A 22,067-nucleotide genomic window follows, 5' to 3' on the forward strand; every position below is an offset into this window, starting at 1 on the left:
ACGGCGGCGGCGGCTGGCCGCGCCGCCGCGCCCGGCGGCTCGCCTGCATGCGGCTCTTGCCCTAAAGCGTTCGTTAAGGATGGGGGGCTAGCCTCGTTGCGGCGTACGGCCCAGAGGCACAAGTGACAGCTACGGTGGCGAAATCCGCTGGCCAATCGGATGAGGCTTTGCTGCTCGATGCGGCCCTCGAAAGCATCCCGTATGGCTTCTGCGTCTGGAGCAGTGCCTTCCGCCTGGTGATGTGGAACCGGCACTATCTCGACATCTACGGATTTCCACGAAACCGCGTCCGCAAGGGCATGACGCTCGACGCCGCGGCCCGGCTCAGTGCCGAACTGGGCCACCATTCCGACCAGTCCCCGGCGGAATTCCTCGCCGCCTACAAGGCGGCGCTCCTGGCCAATCGCGGCGGCGCCCGCGTGACGCTGCGCGAGCGCGCCGCCGGTGGCCGCACCATCGAGACCGCACACGTCTATGCGGCCGGCCTGGGCTGGGTGGTGACGCACGAGGACATCACCGAGGAACTCGCCGCGCGCGACCTGTTGCAGAAGCGCCGGCGGGAGCTCGAACGCCAGAACATCCGGCTCGACGCCGCGGTCAACAATATCGGCCAGGGGCTGTGCATGTTCGATGCGCGCGGGCGCCTCGTGATCTGCAACCAGCCCTATGCCCGCATCTACGACCTGCCCGAGCACCTGGTGCGGCCGGGCACCCGGCTCGACGTCATCCTGGCCGAGCTGTTCAGGAAGGGCATGACCGCCAGCACCGGCGAGAAGGACTATATCCGCTGGCGCAAGCAGGTCATCGCCCGCGGCCAGCACGACAAGACGATGCTGCAGCTGGGCGGCCGCACCATCCTGCTGCAGCACCATCCCATGCAGGACGGCGGCTTCGTCTCGACCCACGAGGATGTCACCGAGCAGCACCAGCAGGAAGAGCGCATCCGGCACATGTCGCGCCACGACGAGCTGACGGAGCTGCCCAACCGCACCAAGTTCATCGAAGACATGTCGGCGTCCGAGCCGGCGTTCGAACGCGGCGAGAAAGCCGCGGTGCTGTGCGTCGATCTCGACTGCTTCAAGGCAGTGAACGATGGCTTCGGCCACGCCATCGGCGACCGCGTGCTGAAACAGGCCTCGGCGCGGCTGTGGGGCTCGACCCGCGAAACCGACCTGCTGGCGCGGGTCGGCGGCGACGAGTTCGCCCTGCTGCTGAAACCGATCGAGCGGCCGGCCGACGCCGCCGCCATTGCCGAACGCATCGTCAAGACCATGGCCACCCCCTTCACCATCGATGGCCACCAGATCGTCATCGGCGCCAGCGTCGGCATCGCCATGGCCCCGGTGGACGGGGAGAGCACCGACACGCTGATGAAGAACGCCGACCTGGCGCTCAACCGGGCCAAGCGCGAGGGGCGGTCGACCTATCACTTCTTCGAATCCGGCATGGACGCGGCGATCCAGCAGCGCCGCGCCATCGAGGCCGGGCTGCGGCTGGCGCTGGAGCGCAACGAACTGCGCCTCGTCTACCAGCCGCTGGTCGACCTGAGGGCCAACCGGGTCACCGGGCTCGAGGCGCTGCTGCGCTGGGATTCGGCCGCCCGCGGCCCGGTCAGCCCGACCGAGTTCATTCCGGTGGCGGAGGAAACCGGGCTGATCGTGCCCATCGGCGAGTGGGTGCTGCGCGAGGCGTGCCGGACCGCGGCCGGCTGGCCCGGCAAGACGCGGGTGGCGGTCAACCTGTCGCCGGTGCAGTTCCGCAACCAGCGCCTGTTCGAGACGGTGCAGGCGGCGCTGTTCGAGGCCGGCCTGCCGCCGACCCGGCTCGAGCTCGAGATCACCGAGTCGCTGCTGCTCGCCGAGAGCGAGCCGGTGCTGCACACGCTGCACCGGCTGCGGGCCCTCGGCATCCGCATCTCGATGGACGATTTCGGCACCGGCTATTCCTCGCTCAGCTACTTGCGCAGCTTCCCGTTCGACAAGATCAAGATCGACCGCTCCTTCATGCGCGACCTCGACCGCAGGGGCGACAGCCTCACCATCATCAAGGCGGTGATCGGGCTGGGCCGCAGCCTCGGCATGGCGACCACCGCCGAGGGGGTGGAGACCGAGGAGCAGCTCAACGCCGTGCGCGAATATGGCTGCGACGAGGTGCAGGGCTTCTATTTCTCGCCGCCGGTGGCGCCCGAGGCGGTGCACGACATGCTCGGTCGCGTCGTCTCCCCGCGGCTGCGCCGCGTCTCCTAGCCGGGCAGATCGCGGCGCCCCCGGCACGTGCCGGTGGCCTGGCTTGCGGCGATTTGTCTTGTTTCCGCCGCTCCACTCGGCTATGGGGCGACCCTCATCCTCCCCATCCGCCGGCCGCCCGAAATGCCTTTGCGCAATATCGCGATCATTGCCCATGTCGATCATGGCAAGACCACCCTCATCGACGTGCTGCTCCGCCAGTCCGGCGCCTTCCGCGACAACCAGCGCGTCGAGGAGCGGGCCATGGATTCGGGCGACCTCGAGCGCGAGCGCGGCATCACCATCCTCGCCAAGGTTACCTCGCTGGTGTGGAAGGGCACGCGCATCAATATCGTCGACACCCCCGGCCACGCCGATTTCGGCGGCGAGGTCGAGCGCATCCTGTCCATGGTCGATGGCGTCGTCATCCTGGTCGATGCCGCCGAGGGGCCGATGCCGCAGACCAAGTTCGTGTTGTCCAAGGCGCTGGCGCGGGGCCTGCGGCCGATTGTCGCCATCAACAAGATCGACCGCCCCGACGAGCGCCACCTCGAGGTGCTGGAAGAGATCTTCGATCTGTTCATCTCGCTCGACGCCACCTCGGCACAGCTCGATTTTCCGGTGCTCTACGGCTCCGGGCGCAATGGCTGGATGGCCGCCGACCCCAAGGGGCCGCGCGAGTCGATGGCGCCGCTGCTCGACAAGGTGCTCGACTACGTCCCCGCCCCGCAGGTGGAAGGCGGCCCGTTCCGCATGCTGGTCACGACCATCGAGCGCAACCCGTTCCTGGGTCGCGTGCTGACCGGGCGCATCGCCTCCGGCACGGTCAGGGCCAACGACGCCGTGCACACGCTCAACCGCGAGGGCAGGGAGGTCGAAAAGGGCCGCGTCTCCAAGGTGCTGGCCTTCCGCGGCCTCGAGCGCACGCCGATCGATGTGGGCGAGGCAGGCGACATCGTCGCCATCGCCGGGCTCGAGACCTCGACCGTCGCCGACACCATCTGCGCGCCGGCGGTCAGCACCCCGATTGCGGCGCGGCCGATCGACCCGCCCACCCTCAGCGTCACCTTCCGCATCAATGACGGCCCGCTGGCCGGGCGCGAGGGCGACAAGGTGCAGTCGCGCGTCATCCGCGAGCGGCTGCTGCGCGAGGCGGAGGGCAACGTCGCCATCCACGTCACCGAGGGCGAGGATTCCGACAGCTTCGAGGTCGCCGGCCGCGGCGAACTGCAGCTGGCCGTGCTCATCGAGAACATGCGCCGCGAGGGGTTCGAGCTCACCATCGGGCGGCCGCGCGTGGTCATGCGCGAAGAGGACGGGCAGAAGCTGGAGCCGATCGAGGAAGTCATCATCGACGTCGACGACGCCCATTCCGGCGTGGTCGTGCAGAAGCTCACCGAGCGCAAGGGCGACCTCGTCGACATGCGCCCTTCGGGCAGCGGCCGCACGCGGCTGCGCTTCCTCGTGCCGACGCGCTCGCTGATCGGCTACCAGCCCGAGCTGCTGTCCGACACGCGCGGCACCGCCATCTTCAACCGGTTGTTCCACGCCTACGCCCCCTACAAGGGGCCGCTCCCGGGCCGGCGCACCGGCGTCCTGATCTCCAATTCCGCCGGCCAGGCGGTCGCCTATGCGTTGTGGAACCTCGAGGAGCGCGGCCCGATGATGATCGATCCCGGCGCCGAGGTATACGAGGGCATGATCATCGGCGAGCACAACCGCGAGAACGACCTCGAGGTCAATCCGATCAAGGGCAAGCAGCTCACCAATATCCGCACCACTTCGAAGGACGAGGCGGTGCGGCTCACCCCGCCCAAGAAGCTGACGCTGGAGCAGTCATTGGGCTATATCGCCGACGACGAATATGTCGAGGTGACGCCCAAATCCATCCGCCTGCGCAAGATCTGGCTCGATCCCAACGAGCGCAAGAAGCAGCTGCGCGCGGCCAAGGCGAGCTGACGCGGCGCCGATGAGCGAGTGGATCATCGCGACGATCGGGGAGCTCGGCTATCTCGGCATCTTCCTCTTGATGCTGCTCGAAAGCATCTTCCCGCCCATCCCGAGCGAACTCATCATCCCGTTTGCCGGTTTCGCCGCGGCGCGCGGCGAGCTCGACCTGTTCGGCGTCATCGCCGCGGCGACGGCGGGGGCGGTGGTGGGCATGGTGCCGTGGTACGTCGCCGGCCGGCTGTTCGGGCTCGCGCGCCTGCGCCATCTGGCCGACCGCTTCGGGCGGCTCATCACCCTCAACGGCGACCAGCTCGATCTCGCCACCGCCTGGTTCCGCCGCTACGGCCCCGCTATCGTGTTTTTCGGCCGGCTGCTGCCCATCGTGCGCACGCTGATCTCGGTGCCGGCCGGGCTGGCCCGCATGCCGCCGCTCCTGTTCTTTGCCGCCTCGGCGCTCGGGGCGCTGGTATGGAACGGCCTGCTCGTCACGTCCGGCTACCTGCTCGCCGAGCATTACGAGCTGGTGGAGGCGGTGCTCGATCCGCTCACCATGGTGGTGCTGGGCGGGGTGGCGCTGCTCTATGTCTATCGGCTGGTCACCTGGCGCCGGGGCCGGGCGGGCTGACGCGCCGTCGCATTTTGCGAGCCGGCCTCGCATTGTGCGAGGCGCGGTGCGCCATCGGCACGCAAGAGACGCAGCCGACCGCCTTGCTCAGGCCAGATTCAGGTTGGCACGGTTCGTGCTCCGACAGGGGGGCATCCGGGCCTGGTTTCGCGTACCGGAGGCCAGTCAGTCATCGAGGCCCGTCCGGCAGCGACCCCGGACGGGCCTCGTCGCATGCCGGCTTGCGGCTTTTGCCGACTGCCTTTAGATAGCTGCAGTTGCCAAGGGGAGCCGCCGATGCGCGCCATACTCGACATCATCCTGCTGATTCTGCAAATCTATTGGTGGGTCGTTCTGGCCATGATCGTCATGAGCTGGCTGATCAGCTTCAACGTCATCAACACCCGCAATCAGTTCGTCGCTTCGGTCTGGCGCATCCTCAACCAGCTGACCGAGCCGGTGCTGCGCCCGATCCGCCAGGTCGTTCCCAGCTTCTCCGGCCTCGACATCTCGCCCATCATCCTGTTCCTGATCCTGTTCTTCATCGAGCGGATCATCCTCTATTACATCTATCCCAACGTCTTCTGAGACCGTGCCCGGCCCCTTCCGGGCCGAACCGGGCGGCGTGACGCTGTATCTGCGCGTCACGCCCAATGCCGGGCGCGACGCCATCGAAGGGGTAGAGACACGCGCCGACGGCACCAGCGTGCTGCGCCTGCGCGTCAGGGCCGTGCCGGACAAGGGCAAGGCCAACGCGGCGGTGGCGGCGCTGCTGAGCAAGGCACTGGGCGTGCCCAGATCGGCGGTCAGCGTCGTCGCCGGCCACACCGCCCGGCTGAAGACGGTGTCCGTCGCCGGGGACCCGGCGGTGCTGGAAGCGGCGGTGGCCGTGCTTACCCGAAAGTCTTGACGTTTCCGCCGCGCAGCGGGGTGGAAAAACATTTGCGCTTGCGGCACTGATTCGGCACTCTCCGCGCCGGAAAACCCCGGGGCGGCGAATCAGCCCGTCTCCGGGCCCGATCCAGTACCTTAGGGGGATTCTGTGACTCTATTGCTATGGCTCATCGTGGCCTGCGGTGCGCTGTCGATCGTGTACGGCATCGTCACCACGCGCGGCCTGCTCGCCGCCGATGCCGGCTCCGCCCGCATGCAGGAAATCTCGGCCGCCGTGCGTGAGGGTGCGTCGGCCTATCTCAAGCGCCAGTACACCACCATCGCCGCCGTCGGCGTCGTCATCTTCATCGTCGCCTTCTGGCTGCTGGGCGTCTACGCCGCCATCGGCTTCCTGATCGGCGCGGTGCTGTCGGGCGCCGCCGGCTTCATCGGCATGAACGTGTCGGTGCGCGCCAACGTCCGCGTCGCCCAAGCGGCGACCAAGTCGCTGGCCGGCGGGCTCGATCTCGCCTTCAAGTCGGGCGCCGTGACCGGGCTGCTGGTTGCCGGGCTCGGGCTGCTGGGCGTCACGCTGTATTTCATAGCCCTCACCCAGTTCCTCGGCTTCGAGCCGACCAGCCGGGCGGTCATCGATTCCCTCGTGGCGCTGGGCTTCGGCGCCTCGCTGATTTCCATCTTCGCCCGTCTCGGCGGCGGCATCTTCACCAAGGGCGCCGACGTGGGCGGCGACATGGTGGGCAAGGTCGAAGCCGGCATTCCGGAGGACGATCCGCGCAACCCGGCGACCATCGCCGACAACGTCGGCGACAATGTCGGCGACTGCGCCGGCATGGCCGCCGACCTGTTCGAGACCTACGTGGTGACCGCGGTCGCCACCATGGTGCTCGCCGCCATCGTCTTGCCCGACGCCTACAAGCTGATGGGCATGGTGCTGCCGCTCGCCATCGGCGGCGCCTGCGTCGTGACCTCGATCATCGGCACCTACTTCGTCAAGCTGGGCGCCTCGGGCAACATCATGAACGCCCTGTACAAGGGCGTCGTCGTCACCGGCGTGCTGTCGCTGGTGGCGCTGATCCCGACGCTGTGGCTCACCTTCGGCAGCCTCGACGTGGCGCTCGGCGCCGAGGGCGGCAAGGCCTTCACGCCGTGGAGCCTGTTCTGGTGCGGCGTCACCGGCCTCGTCATCACCGCGTTGATCGTGGTCATCACCGAGTACTACACCGGCACCGGCAAGCGCCCGGTCAACTCGATCGCCGAAGCCTCGGTCACCGGCCACGGCACCAACGTCATCCAGGGTCTCGCCGTGTCGCTCGAATCGACGGCGCTGCCGGCGCTGGTGATCGTCGCCGGCATCATCGTGACCTACAACCTCGCCGGCCTGTTCGGCATCGCCGTCGCGGTCACCACCATGCTGGCGCTGGCCGGCATGATCGTCGCCCTCGACGCCTTCGGCCCGGTCACCGACAATGCCGGCGGCATTGCCGAGATGGCCGGCCTCGACAAGGAAGTGCGCCACAACACCGACGCGCTCGATGCGGTCGGCAACACCACCAAGGCCGTGACCAAGGGCTATGCCATCGGCTCGGCCGGGCTCGGCGCGCTGGTGCTGTTTGCCGCCTATACGCAGGACCTCGCCTATTTCTCGGCCAATGCGCCGGCGGGGAGCATCTTCTCGGGGCTGGGCGAGATCAGCTTCTCGCTGGCCGATCCCTACGTGGTCGTGGGCCTGCTGTTCGGCGGCCTGCTGCCCTTCCTGTTCGGCGGCATGTCGATGACCGCCGTCGGCCGCGCCGCACAGTCGGTGGTGGTCGAGGTGCGCCGCCAGTTCAAGGAGAAGCCGGGCATCATGGCCGGCACCGAGAAGCCGGATTACGGCCGCGCCGTCGACATGCTGACGCGCGCCGCGATCAAGGAAATGATCGTGCCCTCGCTGCTGCCGGTGCTGTCCCCGATCGTCGTCTTCGTCGTGATCACCTGGATCGCGGGACCGGCGGCCGGGTTCTCGGCGCTCGGGGCCATGCTCATGGGCGTGATCGTCACCGGCCTGTTCGTCGCCATCTCGATGACGGCGGGCGGCGGCGCCTGGGACAATGCCAAGAAGAGCTTCGAGGACGGCTTCACCGACAGCCAGGGGGTCAAGCACCTCAAGGGCTCCGACGCCCACAAGGCGTCGGTGACCGGCGACACCGTCGGCGATCCCTACAAGGACACGGCGGGCCCCGCCGTCAACCCGATGATCAAGATCACCAACATCGTGGCGCTCCTGCTGCTGGCGGTGCTGGCACACATGGGCGGCATCGCCTGACGCCACCCGCCGGCACCGGCACCGGCACGAAGGCCCGGGAGCACGTTCCCGGGCCTTTTCGTTGCCGCCCCGGGACTTGCCCGCGCCCGCTCGGCTCAGGCGTTGGCGGCCGCGACCTCCTCGAGCCGTGCGAGGAAACGCGGCCAGCCGGCCCGGGCGCCGTGATGGGCCTGTTTCTGCCCCGGCCGGAAGCCCGTCTGCTCAAGGCGCAGGCGGGTGCCCGTGGCGGTCGGGGTGAGCGTGAAGGTGACCACGCTCCTGAGGTCGTAGGCGGGGTCCTCGTGGGCGAAGTTCCAAGTGTAGGACAATGCCCTGTGCGGCTCGGCGGCGAGGACCTCGCAGTCGAGCACGCCGCCCCAGTCGCCGCGCAGGGTGAAGCGGTGCCCGGCGACCGGCTGGAAGTCGTTCTGCATCAGCCACTCCGCGATGAGGTGCGGCTGCGTCAGCGCGCGCCAGATCCGTTCCGGCGGGTGTGGGATGTCGCGTTCGACGCTGACGGAGAGGGTTTCGTTCGACAGCTCGTGCATGGGGGCGTCCTTGCCGGGCGATGGGGGCGCGTTGCGCGCCTATTTGGCGCTGTTGAGCGCCACGGCGGCGCGGACGAGGGCGGTGAGCGCCGCCGCCTCGACCGGCGCGCCGGCGCGGAAATCGATGGCCCGCCGCGTGCTGCCGGTCAGGCTGGCGTTGAACAGCCCCTCCGGGTCCGGCAGCGCCGCGCCCCTGGCGAAGGTCAGCTTGACGATGTGCTTGTAGGTCTCGCCGGTGCAGATGATGCCGCCATGCGACCACACCGGCACGGCCCATTTCCATTCCTCGACGATGCCGGGATCGGCGGCGCGGATGATGGCCCGCAGCCGGGACAGCGTCTCGCCGCGCCAGTCGCCCAGTTCGGCGATCCTATCGTCGATGAGGCGGGAGGCCGCATTTGCGCCGGGCCCGGCCGGCGCGTCGCTGTTGTCGTCCTGCATGGTCGCCATCCTTTCCTCGTCTCCAGGGTGGGAGGTTACATGCGCTCCCCCGGCAGGCGGCTGGCCTGCTTCACCCAGGCGACGAACTGCGCTTCGTCGAGCGAGTCGCCCTCCCGGATGTCGAGGTAACGCACGAGCGGCTGCCGCGAGCCGCCCGGGGGCACGGGCTGCAGTTCGGCGCCGCGGAAGAACGCCACCTTGACGTAGCTCGTGTAGACGTGCAGCCCGAGAAAATAGCGGTTGTCCTCCGTGCCGTAGAGCGGCGAGTTCCACTTGACCGCCTTCTTCACGTCCGGCACGGCGCGCTCGATGAGCGCGTCGAGGCGGCGCCCCAGTGCGCTCTTCCAGCCGGGCATGGCGGCGATATAGGCTTGCACAGGCGCGTTGCCATAGCCCTTGGCGATCTGCGGATTGCCGCCGGCGAGCAGCACCGGCCCGGTGGCCGCCGGCTGTTTGGGCTTGTCGGTCATCGCCTCCGCCTCATTGGTCCATCCTGTGCAGCAGGTCCTCGAGGGCATCGAAGCGGCCCTGCCAGAACCCCTCCATCGCGCGCGTCCAGTCGCGCAGCGGCGCGAGCGCGGAAGGGTCGGCGCTATAGTGGCTGTGCCGTCCGGCGCGGCGTTCGCGCACGAGGCCTGCCTGCCTGAGGATGCCAAGGTGCCTCGAGACCACCGGCTGCGACACCCCGGCGCCCGCCGTCAGCGCCCCGACCGTGTTCTCGCCGTCGCGGCACAGCCGCTCGAACAGGGCCCGCCGGGTCGGATCGGCGAGCGCCTTGAACAGCGTGTCGGGGGCGGTCTGCGGCATGATAAATCCATAGCTGTTCGGCTATCGGTTGATATATAGCCGGACAGCGATGGGTTGGTCAAGCGCGGTCCCCGGCGCCGGCGTGGCGGGGCGAGGCCGAGCGTGCTATGCACCTGCAGGCGGCGACAGGGAGGCGGGCGATGGCGGCGGTGAACGAAATGGCGCGGCTGCAGCGCGAGATCGAGGCGCTGGCGCAGGCCATCGACCTCGACCTGCGGCCGAACTCGAGGACGGCAATGACCGGGGCGCAGCGCCAGTCGCTGCGCGCCGACATCGAGCGCTGCCTGCAACGGCTCGACGAACTGCGCAGCCGGTTGTCGCAATAACGCCGCCCGCCCGATTCCCTCGATGCGGAAAGTGCCGTAGCATCGCTGCCGGCGTGCAAGCACGGGCACAGGGGCATCAATGCGGTTCGTTCCGAAATTCACCCTGCTGTATCTGACCTGGCTGCTGCTGCTGGCCGCGGCGCTCTACAGCGCCGTCACCGGCCAGTACGAAGTGACGTTCACCGCCGCGTGGACGCTGGCCCTGACGCTGGTGCCCTTCGCCCTGCCCAATCTCATCGGCGTGCGGCTGCCGGACGGGTTCATCGTCGCCATCGCGCTGTTCCTGCTCGGCACCATCTTCCTCGGCGAGATGGCCGATTTCTACGAGCGCTTCTGGTGGTGGGACATGATGCTGCACGGCGGCTCGGCCATCGGGCTCGGTCTCGCCGGCGTCATCCTCATGCTCATCCTGCTCAAGGGCAACCGCATGACGGCAGCGCCGCTGATCGTCTCCATCTTCGCCTTCAGCTTCGCCGTGGCGACCGGCGTCCTGTGGGAGATCTACGAATTCGCCATGGACCAGCTCTTCGGCATGAACATGCAGAAGTCGGGGCTGGTCGACACCATGTGGGACCTGATCATCGACTGCGTCGGGGCGGCCGCCGGTGCCGGCGCTGGCTATGTCTACCTGACGCGGGCGGATGCCCGCGGGCTGGTCACCCTGATCCGCGATTTCGTCGGCAAGAACCGCCACCTGGTGCAGGGCGGGCCGCCGGACCCGGCGGGAGACCGGAGCGCCCCTCCGGCCTCCCTGCGGGATCAGGACTCGGGCACCGAGGCGCCGTCGCGCCCCGCCTCCCCCGGGCGCCCGCGCGTGCGCCACAGGGAATAGGCGATGCCGGCGCCGAGGATGACGAAGGTGATGCCGAGCGACCACTCGGCCGGGATCTTGCCCAGCCCGAAGAGGTCGGCGACGAACACCTTGCCGCCGATGAAGATCAGCAGCACCGCCAACGCCTGCTTGAGGTAGGCGAAGCGGTGGATGACCGCCGCGAGCGCGAAATACAGCGCGCGCAAGCCCAGGATCGCGAAGATATTGGACGTGTAGACGATGTAGGGATCGGTGGTGATGGCGAAGATCGCCGGCACCGAGTCGACGGCGAAGATGACGTCGGCGATCTCGATCATCATGAGGGCGAGAAAGAGCGGCGTCATGGCGCGCTGCACGCGCCCCGACGCGGCGTCGCGCCGGGTGACGAAGAAGCGATCGCCGTGCAGCGTGTCGGTCACGGGCAGGTGGCGCCGCACCAGGCGCAGCACCGGGTTGCGTCCCAGATCCGGCGCGTGGTCGCCGACCAGCAGCAGCTTGATGCCGGTCACGACGAGGAAGGCGGCGAACAGGTAGAGCACCCACGCGAACTGCGCGACCAGGGCCGCGCCGAACCCGATCATCAGGGCCCGCAGCACGATCACGCCGATGATGCCCCAGAACAGCACGCGGTGCTGGTACTGCCGCGGCACCGCGAAGAAGGAGAAGATCATGGCGATGACGAAGATGTTGTCCATCGCCAGGCTCTTCTCGACGACGAAGCCGGTCACGTATTCGAGACCCGCCTGCGCACCCACGGTCAGCCAGACGAAGCCGCCGAAGGCGAGCCCGAGGGCGATGTAGAAGCCGGAAAGCAGCAGGCTCTCGCGTACGCCGATCTCGTGCTGGTCGCGGTGCAGCACCCCCAGATCGAAGGCGAGCAGGACGACGATGAGGCCAAAAAAGCCGAGCCACATCCACAGTGGCTGGCCCAGGAACAGGGTGGTGAGCATGTCCATGCCGGCCTCCCCCTCAGCTCGGACAGGGCGGGTTGCGCGGCAGGCGCGGGGCGGATTCGGGCGGTGCGATGCACATGGTGTGTCCTCTCGGTTGATCTGCGGGGACAGAAGCCGGGAGGAAGGCCGCGCGCGCCGGAAGAACGCCACGGCAGGATCCCGTCGGCCCCTGCGCGGTGAACCGACATCGCGCCGCGCCAGCAGGCGCCGGCGCCAGAGGGGCCCGGATCACGGCGGTGAGGTAGGAAACGCCGGGGGCGCTTTCAAGTCACCGACTGTGTCGATGCCGGGCGCTGCCGTCGTCGCGGGCCGGGCTTGATTTTCGCGCAGCAGCGGCGTAAACGGCTCCCCCCCGCGTCAAACGACGCGAATCTGCCGCCGGCACTGCCGGCGATTCCGCAACCCGACGCCGCGTTCGTCGCCTTCAGGAGGCCGAGGACATGATCACTTCGGAAACCACGCACACGCGCCTTGCGGGCGTCGCCGCGACCTGCTTCGTGCCGCCGGCGGGAGCAGGGATCCGCAGCCGGTAAGCGTGCCGGCGGGCCAGCGGCGCCGAGTCGAGCCTGCCCGTTACTTAAGCGCATAGTTCAGCATTGACACGCCGCGCGGCGGGTGTAATTGGTTAAGTAGTAACTTAACTGAAAGCCAGCCCCGGCGTGTCGAAATCGCCGCGACCCGTTCGTCGTGACCGGCAAGCAGGAGGATGATCCCCATGATTTCGACTCGCCGGGCGCTGCAATGCGCCCATCCAGACGCGACCACCCCCTGACGGGGTCGCCGGCCGGCGCTCGATCGGCGCCGCCACCGCCAACCATTTCGACTTTCAAGGCAGGTTCCACATGGCCTCCGATATCGCTTCCACGGATTTCTCCAACGCCACCGGGGCGCAAGCCGCCCACGACCCGAGCCACGCGGCGCGCAACCGGCTGGTGATCGCGCTGCTGCTGGTCTCGACCTTCGTGGTGTTCCTCAATGAAACCATCATGAGCGTGGCGCTGCCCCGGCTCATGCACGATCTCGGCGTTTCCGCCGGCGCCGTGCAGTGGCTGACGACGGCATTCCTGCTCACCATGGCGGTGGTGATCCCGGTAACGGGGTTCCTGCTGCAGCGCTTCCACACACGGCCGATCTTCATCCTCGCCATGAGCGTGTTCTCGGCCGGCACGGCGGTGTGCGCGGTCTCGCCCGGGCTCGAACTGCTGGTCGTCGGCCGCATCGTGCAGGCGGTCGGCACGGCGATCATGATGCCGCTGCTGATGACCACGGTGATGACGTTGGTGCCGGCCGACGGGCGCGGCAAGGTGATGGGCAATATCGCCATCGTCATGAGCGTCGCACCGGCGATCGGGCCGACCATATCAGGGCTGATCCTGAGCTACCTGCACTGGCGCTGGATGTTCATCCTGGTGCTGCCCATCGGGCTGGGGGCGCTGGTACTGGGCGCCTGGCGCATGCAGAACGTCACCGAGCCGCGCCATGCACCGCTCGACCTCGTCAGCGTCGTCGTCTCAGCCTTCGCCTTCGGCGGGCTGGTCTACGGCCTGTCGACGCTGGGCGAGGGCGGCGACGCCGGCGGCCTGCCCGGCTGGGTGCCGGTCGCCATCGGGCTGGTGGCCATGGCGCTGTTTGTGTGGCGGCAATTGCGGCTGCAGCGGGACGACCGGGCGCTGCTCGACCTGCGCACCTTCGCCTCGCGCAACTTCACCGTCTCGGTGCTGATGATGGCCATCTGCATGGGCTCGCTGTTCGGGACGGTCATCCTGCTGCCGATCTACCTGCAGGACGTCGTCGGCCTCGATACGCTGCAGACCGGCCTGCTGCTGCTGCCGGGCAGCCTGCTCATGGGGCTCATGGGCCCCCTGGTCGGCCGGCTCTATGACCGGGCCGGCCCGGTGCCGCTGCTGGTGCCCGGCGCCGTCATCGTCTCGGCGGTGATGTGGGCGCTGACGCTGGTCGACCAGCAGACCCCGGTCGCGGCGCTGCTGGCCGGCCACGTCGCCATCTGCGTCGGGCTGGCGCTGGTGTTCACGCCGCTGTTCACGGCCTCGCTGAGCTCGGTGCCGATGCACCTTTATGCGCATGGCAGCGCCGTGCTTGGCTCGGTGCAGCAGGTGGCGGGTGCCGCCGGCGTCGCCCTGTTCGTGGCGCTGATGTCGCTGGAGGCGGCCGGGTTGCTGGCGGCGGGGCAGGCGCCGCAGGCGGCGCTGACCGGTGGCGTGCGGCTGGCCTTCCTGTGCGGCGCCGTGCTGTCGCTGGCGGCGATCGCGGCCGCCTGCTTCGTGCGGCGGCCGGCGGCGCAGGCGGCAGGCATGCCGGGCCACTAGCAGGGGAGCGGAAGGAGAGCGGTCGGACAGTGGGAACTCTCCCTCCCGCGCTCCGCGGGGGGAGACGCTGCGGTTGCGGCACGAGGTGTAGCGTGGTGGAGGGGGTGGCCTGTAGTACGAGCCGTTGTGTGTATCCACCGACCCCCGCGCCGTCACCCCCGGACGCCGCGTAGCGGCGATCTCGGGGGCCCACGCGGCGATCGAGCACGCGGCGAGCCTGGTTGGGTCCCCGAGGTCTCGGCGGGCTTGCGCCCGCCTCGCCCGGGGATGACGGTCCGGCAGGAGAAGCGATAGCTCCTCCACGCAGGCTTGGACGCGCACAGCCCCGCCCCTGCGTCACGTCTCCGACTTATCTTGGCAAGCGGGAATATGTGTGGGACCTGCAGTCGGCACCCTTCCTCCCGCGCTGGCGGGAGAAACGCCGTGGCCGGAGCGACCGTGCAGTCAAGAGTCCCCCACCGCGCAGCCGGGAGCAGCGCTGGGGGAAACCTCGTATCAGCCCTCAGGCGCGGCGCGGTGCCCGCGCGATGGCATCGAGGATCACGCGGCGGGCTTCCTCCACGCCGCCGATATGCTCGATGCGCGCCCACTTGCCGGGCTCGAGGTCCTTGTAGTGGGTGAAGAAATGCTTGACCTTTTCGAGCTGGATGGGCTGCACGTCGCCGATGTCGTGAACGTGGTCGTACATGGCGGTGAGCTTGGGGCTGGGTACGGCGAGGATCTTCTCGTCGATGCCGCCGTCGTCCTCCATGAACAGCACGCCGAAGGGCCGGCAGCGCACCACCGCGCCGGGAACCAGAGGGCGCGAGTTCATGATCAGCACGTCGAGCGGGTCGCCGTCGCCGCACAGCGTGTGGGGCAGGAAGCCGTAATTCCCCGGATAGCGCATCGGCGTATACAGGAACCGGTCGACGAACAGGGCGCCCGAGGCCTTGTCGATCTCGTACTTGATCGGCTCGCCGCCGAGCGGCACCTCGATGATGGCGTTGAGGTCGTCGGGCGGGTTGCGGCCGGTCGGGATGGCGTCGATGTTCATGCTGCTCGGGCTTGTCGGGATATCGGCCCTGCGTTCTGGCCTATCGGGGCGCCCTGATGCAAGCCATATTGCAGGGCCGGACGGCGGGAGCGAAGTGGGGAAAGGGAGGTTTGCCGGTGCGACGCACTCTTGGAGCGGGCCTGCTGGCCGTGGCGCTGCTGGGCGCGGCAAGCGCCCCTGCGGCCTCCCAGCAGGTCGAATCCGCCTATACCGAGGTCAATCTCAACGCCTGCTCGCTGGTCGAGTCCGACGATTTCGGCAGCCGCTGGGCCTGCCCCGGCTACCGCGGCATCCCGGTGATGATCGCCGAGGGCGATCTCAGGTTCTTCGTGTCCTACGGGCTCACCTCGATGCAGGAAAAGGCGGCGGAGCAGACGCTGCCCCCGTTCAACCATCTGGGCGGACCGATCGAGTGGCGGCTGTCCAATGCCGAGGGGCGCTGGCGGCCCTTCGCCACCATCCTGCGCTATTTCACCGCCGGGGAGCAGGGCGAACGGGAGCATCAGGTGCTGGTCGTGACGCGGCTGGGGGAGGGCGCGACCTGCCACGTGGCCTATGTCGACGCCAGCGTCAATGCCGACGCCAACGCGCTGGCACGCCAGGCGGCGGACGAGCGGGCGCGGGACTTCGACTGCGATGGCGACGCGCCCGGATATGTGGGCCGGTTCGAAGCGTGGCAGACCGAGTAGCGGCTCAGCCGCGGGCCATCCTGGCCCTGAGCGTGGTGCGGTCGCGGGCCGAGACGCCGATCAATTCGGCGATGCGCCATACCATGTTGTCCTCGAGCTCGTGGTTGCGGTGGTCGGCGAACACCACCTGCCACATCATGCGCACGATCTCGATGCGCGCGTCGCTGTCGAGCGCGGACAGGGCGGAGGTGAAGCGGTAGAAATCGACCGACTGGCTCTCGTGGTGGGTGGCCTCGGCGATGAGGTGGTCGACCTCGTCGGCGCTCAGTTCGTAGGAATCCTGCAGCGCGGCGCGGAGCGCCTGGCGTTCCTCGGGCTTGACCACGCCGTCGACGGCGGCGAGGTGCACGAGCAGCGCCGCGACCGCGAGGCGCGGTTCGAGCCCGGTGCTGGCCGTGTCGGGGCGGCTGAAAAGACGGGCGATGGCGTCGAACATGCGCATTCCTCTGGTCCGGCATTCTAGATAGTCGGCTTTGCCCCTGCCCTCAATGGCCGGCGCGGGGACGGGGCGGCAAAGGGGCGGGAAGGGATGGCGGCCATCACTTTTTCGGGCCGCTCTTGACTCTCGCATGCCGGTTGATGTTCCCTGTTTGTTCTCATCAGAACGAAAGGAAGGCCTTCCCCATGCCGGGCTGCAGGCACGAAGCGGTGGAGTCGTTGCGGGCGCAGATCGCCCGGATCGAGCAGCGCCCGGCGCTGTCCGAGGCAGCCTCCCGGCAGCGGCGGCTCTCCGGCCCGTTCGCGCTTCCCGGCGGGCTGCTGCACGAGGTGTTTACCGACGAGCGGCGCAATGGCGGCGCGGCGCTGGGCTTCGCGCTGGCCCAGGCGCGGGTTCTGGCGGGGCCGGAGCGGCCGGCGCTGCTGTTCGTGCAGTTGAGGCGCGAGGCGCAGGACATGGGCCTGCCCTACGGGGTGGGGCTCAAGAGCTTCGGCATCGACCCCGACGCGCTGGTGCTGACCCGGGTCGAGAGCATCGTCGAGTTCCTGTGGGCGATCGAGGAGGCGGTGAGCTGCCGGGCGGTGGCGGCGGTGCTCGCCGATATCGCCAATGCCCCCGGGGCGCTCGATTTCACCGCGTCGCGGCGGTTGAGCCTCAGGGCCCAGGCCGCCGGCACCTCGGTGTTCCTCACCCGCTACGGGAAGGGACGCGAAGCGAGCGCGGCCCGGCTGCGCTGGCGGGTCGCGCCCGCCCTGAGCGGCGCGGTGGCCTTCGATGCCCGGGCGCCGGGCGCCCCGCGCTGGCGGGTGGTGCTCGAAAAGGGGCGGCTTCCGGCAGGGCGTGCCGGCACGGAATTTTTTCTGGACTGGACCGAAAATGGCTTCGTCGTGGTCGACAGCAGCACCCATGAGGCTTCCCCGGAGGCGGGGCGGGCGCCGTCACCTCGCGCTGTTCCTGCCGCGCTGGGCGACCGACTGCCTCAGGCGGGCTGACCCCGAGCTGGGTCGGCTGGAGCGTCCGCTGGTCCTGTGGGAGCGCCGGCGCGGGGCCATGCGGCTCGTCGCCGTCGATGCGCTGGCGGCGCGGGCCGGGCTCACCGTGGACCAGAATCTTTCCGACGCCAGGGCGCTGGTGCCCAACCTCGAGGCCAGGGAAATCGACCCCGGCTTCCTCGCGCACGGCTTCGCCGAGTTCGCCGACTGGCATTCCTATGCCAGCCCCATCGTCGCGGTGCTGGCCGAGCAGGCGCCCTGGGGGGATCTGTGCCTCGACATCACCGGCGTCGCGCATCTGTTCGGCGGCGAGGAGCAGCTGCTCGCGACGGTCACAGGGCGGCTCGCGGCGCTGGGCCTGACCGTCACGGGCGCCATCGCGCCCAGCATCGGGGCGGCCTGGGCGCTCGCCCATTTCGACCAGGGCCGGGTGCTGGCGGACGACGAGGTCGATGCGGCGCTGGGGCCGCTGCCGGTGGCCGCGCTCAGGCTGAGCGAAGCGCAGCTCGCCGGCCTCAGCCAGATGGGCTTGAAGCGCGTCGGCCAGCTCTACGGCCGCGACCGCAAGGCGCTGGCGGCGCGTTTCGGCGCCTCCCTGGTCACCCGCCTCGACCAGGCGCTGGGCCAGGCCGAGGAGCGGCTGGTGCCGCGCCTGCCGGTGGCCGAGCGCTTCGCCGAGCGCCGCTTCGCCGAGCCCATCGGGCTGATCGACGACGTGCTGATGACGGCGCAGGACCTCGCCATCCAGCTCGCCCTGAGGCTCGAGGCCGAAGGGCTCGGGGCGCAAAGCTTTCACCTGTTCCTCTACCGGGTCGACCACAAGGTGATGCGCCTTGCGGTCAACGCCGCCCGCGCCACCCGCGACGCCGGCCATATCGCCCGGCTGTTCGCCAACCGCGCCGAGCGGCTGGTGGCCGAATACGACCCCGGCTTCGGCATCGACATGATCCGGCTGGCGGCGACCTCGACCAGCCCGCTCGACAGCGTCCAGCTCGGCGCCTTCGAGACGGCCGACGGCGCCCGCGACCTCGACCGGCTCTACGACCGCATGACCAGTCGGCTTGGGCCGCTGGCGGTGGTGCGCTCGAAATTCGTCAACACCCATATTCCCGAACGGGCGGTCAAGCTCGAGCCGGTGGTGGCCCGCACCCCCGACGATCCTGCCGCCGCGCCCGACGGCAGGCTGCCGCGGCCCCTGCGGCTGCTGCCTTCGCCCGAGCCGATCGGCGTCACCGCCGAAGTGCCGGACGGGCCGCCGGCCGGCATGGTCTGGCGGCGCGTGCGCTACCGTTTCGTCAAGGCCTCCGGCCCCGAGCGCATCGGCGCCGAATGGTGGCAGCCGGACCACGAATTCGGCGCTCCGGCCCCGTCGCAACTGCCCGAACTGCCGCTCTCCAACCGCGACGCGGAAGCGGCCTTGCCGGCCGGCTTCGCCGAAGGCGCCCCGGTCCCGAGCCGCGACTATTACGTCGCCGAGGACGATGGCGGCCGGCGCTTCTGGCTGTTCCGCGACGGACCCTATGGCGAAGCGGCAAGTCCGCGCTGGTACCTGCACGGGTTCTTCGCGTGAGCGCGATCCTTCCCCTCGAAGGCCGGCCGCGCCGCCCCGCCCCGCCGGCGCCGACGCCGGCCTATGCCGAATTGATGACGACCAGCAATTTCTCCTTCCTGCGCGCCGGTTCGCACCCCGAGGAACTCGTCGCCCGCGCCGCGGCGCTGGGGCTGTCCGGCCTGGGGCTGTGCGACCGCAACAGCTTCGCCGGGGTGGTGCGCGCGCATGTGGCGATGCGCGACCTCAAGGACGCGCACCCCAATTTCCGCTACGTCGTGGGCACCCGGCTGGTGTTCGCCGACGGCACGCCGGATATCGTCGCCTACCCGACCGACCGCGCCGCCTATGGCCGGCTGTGCAAGCTGCTCACCACCGGCAATTTGCGTGCCGGCAAGGGCGATTGCATCCTTTCCTTCGAGGATCTCGTTCCCTTCGCCGAGGGGCAGTTGTTCATCCTCAAGGTCGACGAGGACCGCTTTGCCGCCGGGGAGGCGGCGCTCCGGCAGCTTGCGACCCTCGCGCCCGGCCGCACCTGGCTCGCCGCCGCCTGCACCTACGGGGGGCAGGACCGCCTGCGCCTCAACCGGCTGGCTGATCTCGCTGCCCGTACCGGCGTCAAGCTGATCGCGGTCAACGACGTGCTCTATCACGATCCGGCCCGCCGCGTGCTGCAGGACGTGGTCACCTGCATCCGCGAGCACCTGACAATCGCCGAAGCGGGGCGGCGGCTCGAGCAGAACGCCGAGCGCCATCTCAAGCCACCGGCCGAGATGGCCCGCCTGTTCCGCGAGCATCCCGAGGCCGTGGCCGAGACGCAGCGCCTGCTGGCCCGCATCGGCTTTTCGCTCGACGACCTGCGCTACAACTATCCCGAGGAAACCGTCGGCAGCGGCGAGACGGCGCAGCAGACGCTGGAGCGGCTCACCTGGGAGGGGGCGCGCCGGCGCTATCCGCCGGAAAAATTTCCGCGCGGCATCCCGTTCAAGGTGCGGCGCGGCGTCGTCGGCGAATTGAGGCTGATCGCGCAGATGCGCTACGCCCCCTATTTCCTCACCGTGCACGATCTGGTGCGCTTCGCCCGCGACGAGCGGGGCATCCTCTGCCAGGGGCGCGGCTCGGCCGCCAATTCCATGGTCTGCTTCTGCCTCGGGGTGACCGAGGTCGACCCCATGGTCGGCAATTTGGTGTTCGGCCGCTTCCTGTCCACCGAGCGGCTGGAGCCGCCCGACATCGACGTCGACTTCGAGCACGAGCGGCGCGAAGAGGTGATGCAGTACCTGTACAGGAAATACTCGCGCCAGCGGACCGGCCTCACCGCCACCGTCGTCACCTACCGCTCGAAAGGAGCGCTACGCGAGGTGGCCAAGGTGTTCGGGCTCTCCGAGGATGCCATCGCGGCGATGAACGGGCTGAGCTGGGGCTGGTACTCGCTGCGGCTCGAAAGCGCGCGGGTGAGGGAACTCGGGCTCGACCCGGAGGAGCCGACGCTCAGGAAAGTGCTCGCCATCGCCGGCGAGCTCATGGGCTTTCCCCGCCATTTGTCGCAGCACGTGGGCGGCTTCGTCATCACCCGCGACCAGCTCGACCATCTGATCCCTATCACCAATGCGGCGATGGCCGAGCGCACCGTGGTCGAGTGGGACAAGAACGACCTCGACGCGCTCGGCATCCTCAAGGTCGACATCCTCGCGCTCGGCATGCTGAGCTGCATCCGCCGCGCCTTCGAACTCATGCACCAGCATTACGGCCTCGACCTGACGCTGGCCGGCGTGCTCGACGAGGAGCGCGAAGACCAGGCGCGGCGCCGGCGCGGCGAGCCGGCGAAGAGCGACCGCGTCTACGCCATGACGCACCGGGCCGACACGGTCGGGGTGTTCCAGATCGAGAGCCGGGCGCAGATGAGCATGCTGCCCAGGCTGAGGCCGAAGGAGTTCTACGACCTCGTCATCGAGGTGGCGATCGTCAGGCCGGGCCCGATCCAGGGCGGCATGGTGCACCCCTATCTCAAGCGCCGGCAGGGAATCGAGAGAATGGAGCCGATCCGCCCCGAACTCGAAGCGGTGCTGGGGCGGACGCTGGGCATCCCGCTGTTCCAGGAGCAGGCGATGCAGATTGCCATCGTCGGCGCCGGCTTCACCCCGGGCGAGGCCGACCAGCTGCGCCGGGCCATGGCCACCTGGCGGCGCAACGGCCGGATCGAGCTGTTCCGCGAACGCTTCATGGGCGGCATGGCGCAGCGCGGCTATACGAAGGAATTCGCCGAGCGCTGTTTCAAGCAGATCGAGGGCTTCGGCGAATACGGCTTCCCCGAAAGCCACGCGGCGTCCTTTGCGCTGCTCGTCTATGTCTCGTGCTGGCTCAAATGCCACTATCCGGACGTCTTCGCCTGCGCCCTGCTCAACAGCCAGCCGATGGGCTTCTACGCCCCGGCGCAGATCGTGCGCGACGCCATTGAGCACGGGGTCGAGATGCGCGCGGTCGACGTCAACCGCTCCGGGCTGGAGACCCTGCTCGAAGACGGCACCCCGGCCGCGCCGCGCATCTGGCAGCGGCACGCCGAGATGGCCGGGGACATCCGCTCCACCCGGGCGATCCGGCTGGGCTTCTCGCAGATCAAGGGCCTCAAGCAGGACCACGCCAACCGCATCGTCGCGCGCCGCGGCGGCGGCTACGATTCGGTGCGCGATCTGTGGCTGCGGACCGGGCTTGCCCCGGCGGTGCTCGAGAAGCTGGCCGAAGCCGATGCCTTCGGTTCGCTCGGGCTGTCGCGCCGCGATGCGCTGTGGGCCGTGAGGGGCCTGCTGGGGACCGACGGCGCCGAGACGCTGCCGCTGTTCGCCGCTGCCGGGCCGCGCGCGCGCCGCGACGAGCCGGATGCCGGCCTGCCGCCGATGCCGCCGGGGGAACAGGTGGTGCACGACTACCGGAGCCTGTCGCTTTCCCTGAAGGGACATCCGGTAAGCTTTTTGAGGGAGATGCTCGACCGGCAGGGCTTCCTGCGTGCGCAGGAGCTGGCGACGGCCCCCGCCGGCCGCATCGTCCAGACGGCGGGGCTGGTGCTGGTGCGGCAGCGGCCGGGCACGGCGACGGGAGTGATCTTCGCCACGCTCGAGGACGAGACCGGCATCGCCAACATCATCGTCTGGCCAAAAGTGTTCGAGCAGAACCGCCGCGCCGTGCTGGCACCGC

General features: G+C 69.2%; 20 protein-coding genes. 13 read left to right on the forward strand and 7 right to left on the reverse strand.

The genetic code is table 11. From position 1 onward, the window contains the following. Nucleotides 1–167 precede the first annotated feature (167 nt). From VGD93_RS01915 to VGD93_RS01940, 6 genes are all read left to right on the forward strand, one after another. Complete coding sequence (locus VGD93_RS01915; protein WP_395008640.1) at nucleotides 168–2,246, forward strand: putative bifunctional diguanylate cyclase/phosphodiesterase; 2,079 nt, start codon at nucleotides 168–170, stop codon at nucleotides 2,244–2,246. Between the two features lie 123 nt (nucleotides 2,247–2,369). Beyond that, entirely contained in the window at nucleotides 2,370–4,184 is a 1,815-nt protein-coding gene (typA, locus tag VGD93_RS01920) for a translational GTPase TypA (RefSeq protein WP_395008642.1), read from the forward strand. Nucleotides 4,185–4,194: 10 nt separating this feature from the next. Next, complete coding sequence (locus VGD93_RS01925) at nucleotides 4,195–4,800, forward strand: DedA family protein (RefSeq protein ID WP_395008644.1); 606 nt, start codon at nucleotides 4,195–4,197, stop codon at nucleotides 4,798–4,800. A gap of 276 nt (nucleotides 4,801–5,076) precedes the next feature. Then, complete coding sequence (locus tag VGD93_RS01930; RefSeq protein WP_395008646.1) at nucleotides 5,077–5,367, forward strand: YggT family protein; 291 nt, start codon at nucleotides 5,077–5,079, stop codon at nucleotides 5,365–5,367. A 4-nt stretch (nucleotides 5,368–5,371) separates the two neighbouring features. Continuing rightward, entirely contained in the window at nucleotides 5,372–5,689 is a 318-nt protein-coding gene (locus VGD93_RS01935; RefSeq protein WP_395008648.1) for a DUF167 family protein, read from the forward strand. 132 nt (nucleotides 5,690–5,821) lie between these two features. Continuing rightward, the gene (locus VGD93_RS01940) at nucleotides 5,822–7,978 is read left to right on the forward strand and encodes a sodium-translocating pyrophosphatase (RefSeq protein ID WP_395008650.1); all 2,157 of its coding nucleotides are present in this window, start codon (nucleotides 5,822–5,824) and stop codon (nucleotides 7,976–7,978) included. A gap of 95 nt (nucleotides 7,979–8,073) precedes the next feature. Here VGD93_RS01940 and VGD93_RS01945 read toward each other — a convergent pair whose 3' ends face one another. The 4 genes from VGD93_RS01945 to VGD93_RS01960 are packed head-to-tail and all read right to left on the reverse strand — an operon-like array spanning nucleotide 8,074 to nucleotide 9,753. Beyond that, nucleotides 8,074–8,505, reverse strand: a complete 432-nt coding sequence (locus VGD93_RS01945; protein WP_395008652.1) for an SRPBCC family protein — start codon at nucleotides 8,503–8,505, stop codon at nucleotides 8,074–8,076. 39 nt (nucleotides 8,506–8,544) lie between these two features. Beyond that, complete coding sequence (locus tag VGD93_RS01950; protein WP_395008653.1) at nucleotides 8,545–8,955, reverse strand: DUF1801 domain-containing protein; 411 nt, start codon at nucleotides 8,953–8,955, stop codon at nucleotides 8,545–8,547. Nucleotides 8,956–8,981: 26 nt separating this feature from the next. Then, nucleotides 8,982–9,416: a DUF1801 domain-containing protein gene (locus VGD93_RS01955; protein ID WP_395008655.1), complete on the reverse strand. Its 435-nt coding sequence runs from the start codon at nucleotides 9,414–9,416 to the stop codon at nucleotides 8,982–8,984. A 10-nt stretch (nucleotides 9,417–9,426) separates the two neighbouring features. Next, a complete protein-coding gene (locus tag VGD93_RS01960) occupies nucleotides 9,427–9,753 on the reverse strand; it encodes an ArsR/SmtB family transcription factor (RefSeq protein ID WP_395008657.1) in 327 nt (108 codons plus the stop codon). Nucleotides 9,754–9,893: 140 nt separating this feature from the next. Between VGD93_RS01960 and VGD93_RS01965 the strand changes: the two genes are divergently transcribed. Together VGD93_RS01965 and VGD93_RS01970 are read left to right on the forward strand one after the other, a co-directional pair. Further along, nucleotides 9,894–10,079, forward strand: coding sequence for a hypothetical protein (locus tag VGD93_RS01965; RefSeq protein ID WP_395008659.1), 186 nt, complete (start codon nucleotides 9,894–9,896; stop codon nucleotides 10,077–10,079). 79 nt (nucleotides 10,080–10,158) lie between these two features. After that, nucleotides 10,159–10,911, forward strand: a complete 753-nt coding sequence (locus VGD93_RS01970) for a hypothetical protein (RefSeq protein WP_395008661.1) — start codon at nucleotides 10,159–10,161, stop codon at nucleotides 10,909–10,911. Here the strand turns inward: VGD93_RS01970 and VGD93_RS01975 are convergent. Next, complete coding sequence (locus VGD93_RS01975) at nucleotides 10,839–11,846, reverse strand: TerC family protein (RefSeq protein WP_395008663.1); 1,008 nt, start codon at nucleotides 11,844–11,846, stop codon at nucleotides 10,839–10,841. The genes VGD93_RS01970 and VGD93_RS01975 overlap by 73 nt on opposite strands. An 839-nt stretch (nucleotides 11,847–12,685) precedes the next feature. On the opposite strand from VGD93_RS01975, the gene VGD93_RS01980 reads away from it, so the two are divergent. Continuing rightward, on the forward strand, nucleotides 12,686–14,170 hold the full coding sequence (locus tag VGD93_RS01980) for an MDR family MFS transporter (RefSeq protein ID WP_395008665.1): 1,485 nt from the start codon (nucleotides 12,686–12,688) through the stop codon (nucleotides 14,168–14,170). A gap of 502 nt (nucleotides 14,171–14,672) precedes the next feature. On the opposite strand, the gene ppa is transcribed toward VGD93_RS01980, so the two are convergent. Then, the gene (ppa, locus tag VGD93_RS01985) at nucleotides 14,673–15,206 is read right to left on the reverse strand and encodes an inorganic diphosphatase (protein ID WP_395008667.1); all 534 of its coding nucleotides are present in this window, start codon (nucleotides 15,204–15,206) and stop codon (nucleotides 14,673–14,675) included. 116 nt (nucleotides 15,207–15,322) lie between these two features. Between ppa and VGD93_RS01990 the strand changes: the two genes are divergently transcribed. Next, nucleotides 15,323–15,895: a hypothetical protein gene (locus tag VGD93_RS01990; protein ID WP_395008669.1), complete on the forward strand. Its 573-nt coding sequence runs from the start codon at nucleotides 15,323–15,325 to the stop codon at nucleotides 15,893–15,895. A gap of 4 nt (nucleotides 15,896–15,899) precedes the next feature. On the opposite strand, the gene VGD93_RS01995 is transcribed toward VGD93_RS01990, so the two are convergent. Next, a complete protein-coding gene (locus VGD93_RS01995) occupies nucleotides 15,900–16,331 on the reverse strand; it encodes a TerB family tellurite resistance protein (RefSeq protein WP_395008671.1) in 432 nt (143 codons plus the stop codon). 188 nt (nucleotides 16,332–16,519) lie between these two features. Between VGD93_RS01995 and VGD93_RS02000 the strand changes: the two genes are divergently transcribed. From VGD93_RS02000 to VGD93_RS02010, 3 genes are all read left to right on the forward strand, one after another. Then, nucleotides 16,520–17,326 carry an ImuA family protein gene (locus tag VGD93_RS02000; RefSeq protein WP_395008673.1) on the forward strand — a complete coding sequence of 269 codons (807 nt, stop codon included), beginning with the start codon at nucleotides 16,520–16,522 and terminating at the stop codon, nucleotides 17,324–17,326. Beyond that, nucleotides 17,241–18,896: a Y-family DNA polymerase gene (locus VGD93_RS02005; protein WP_395008675.1), complete on the forward strand. Its 1,656-nt coding sequence runs from the start codon at nucleotides 17,241–17,243 to the stop codon at nucleotides 18,894–18,896. Before VGD93_RS02000 ends, VGD93_RS02005 begins: the two co-directional genes overlap by 86 nt. 74 nt (nucleotides 18,897–18,970) lie before the next feature. After that, nucleotides 18,971–22,067 (forward strand): error-prone DNA polymerase (locus VGD93_RS02010; RefSeq protein ID WP_395008677.1); only part of this gene is annotated, 3,097 nt, incomplete at its 3' end.

Source organism: Devosia sp., assembly GCF_036406155.1.
Classification (GTDB): domain Bacteria; phylum Pseudomonadota; class Alphaproteobacteria; order Rhizobiales; family Devosiaceae; genus Devosia_A.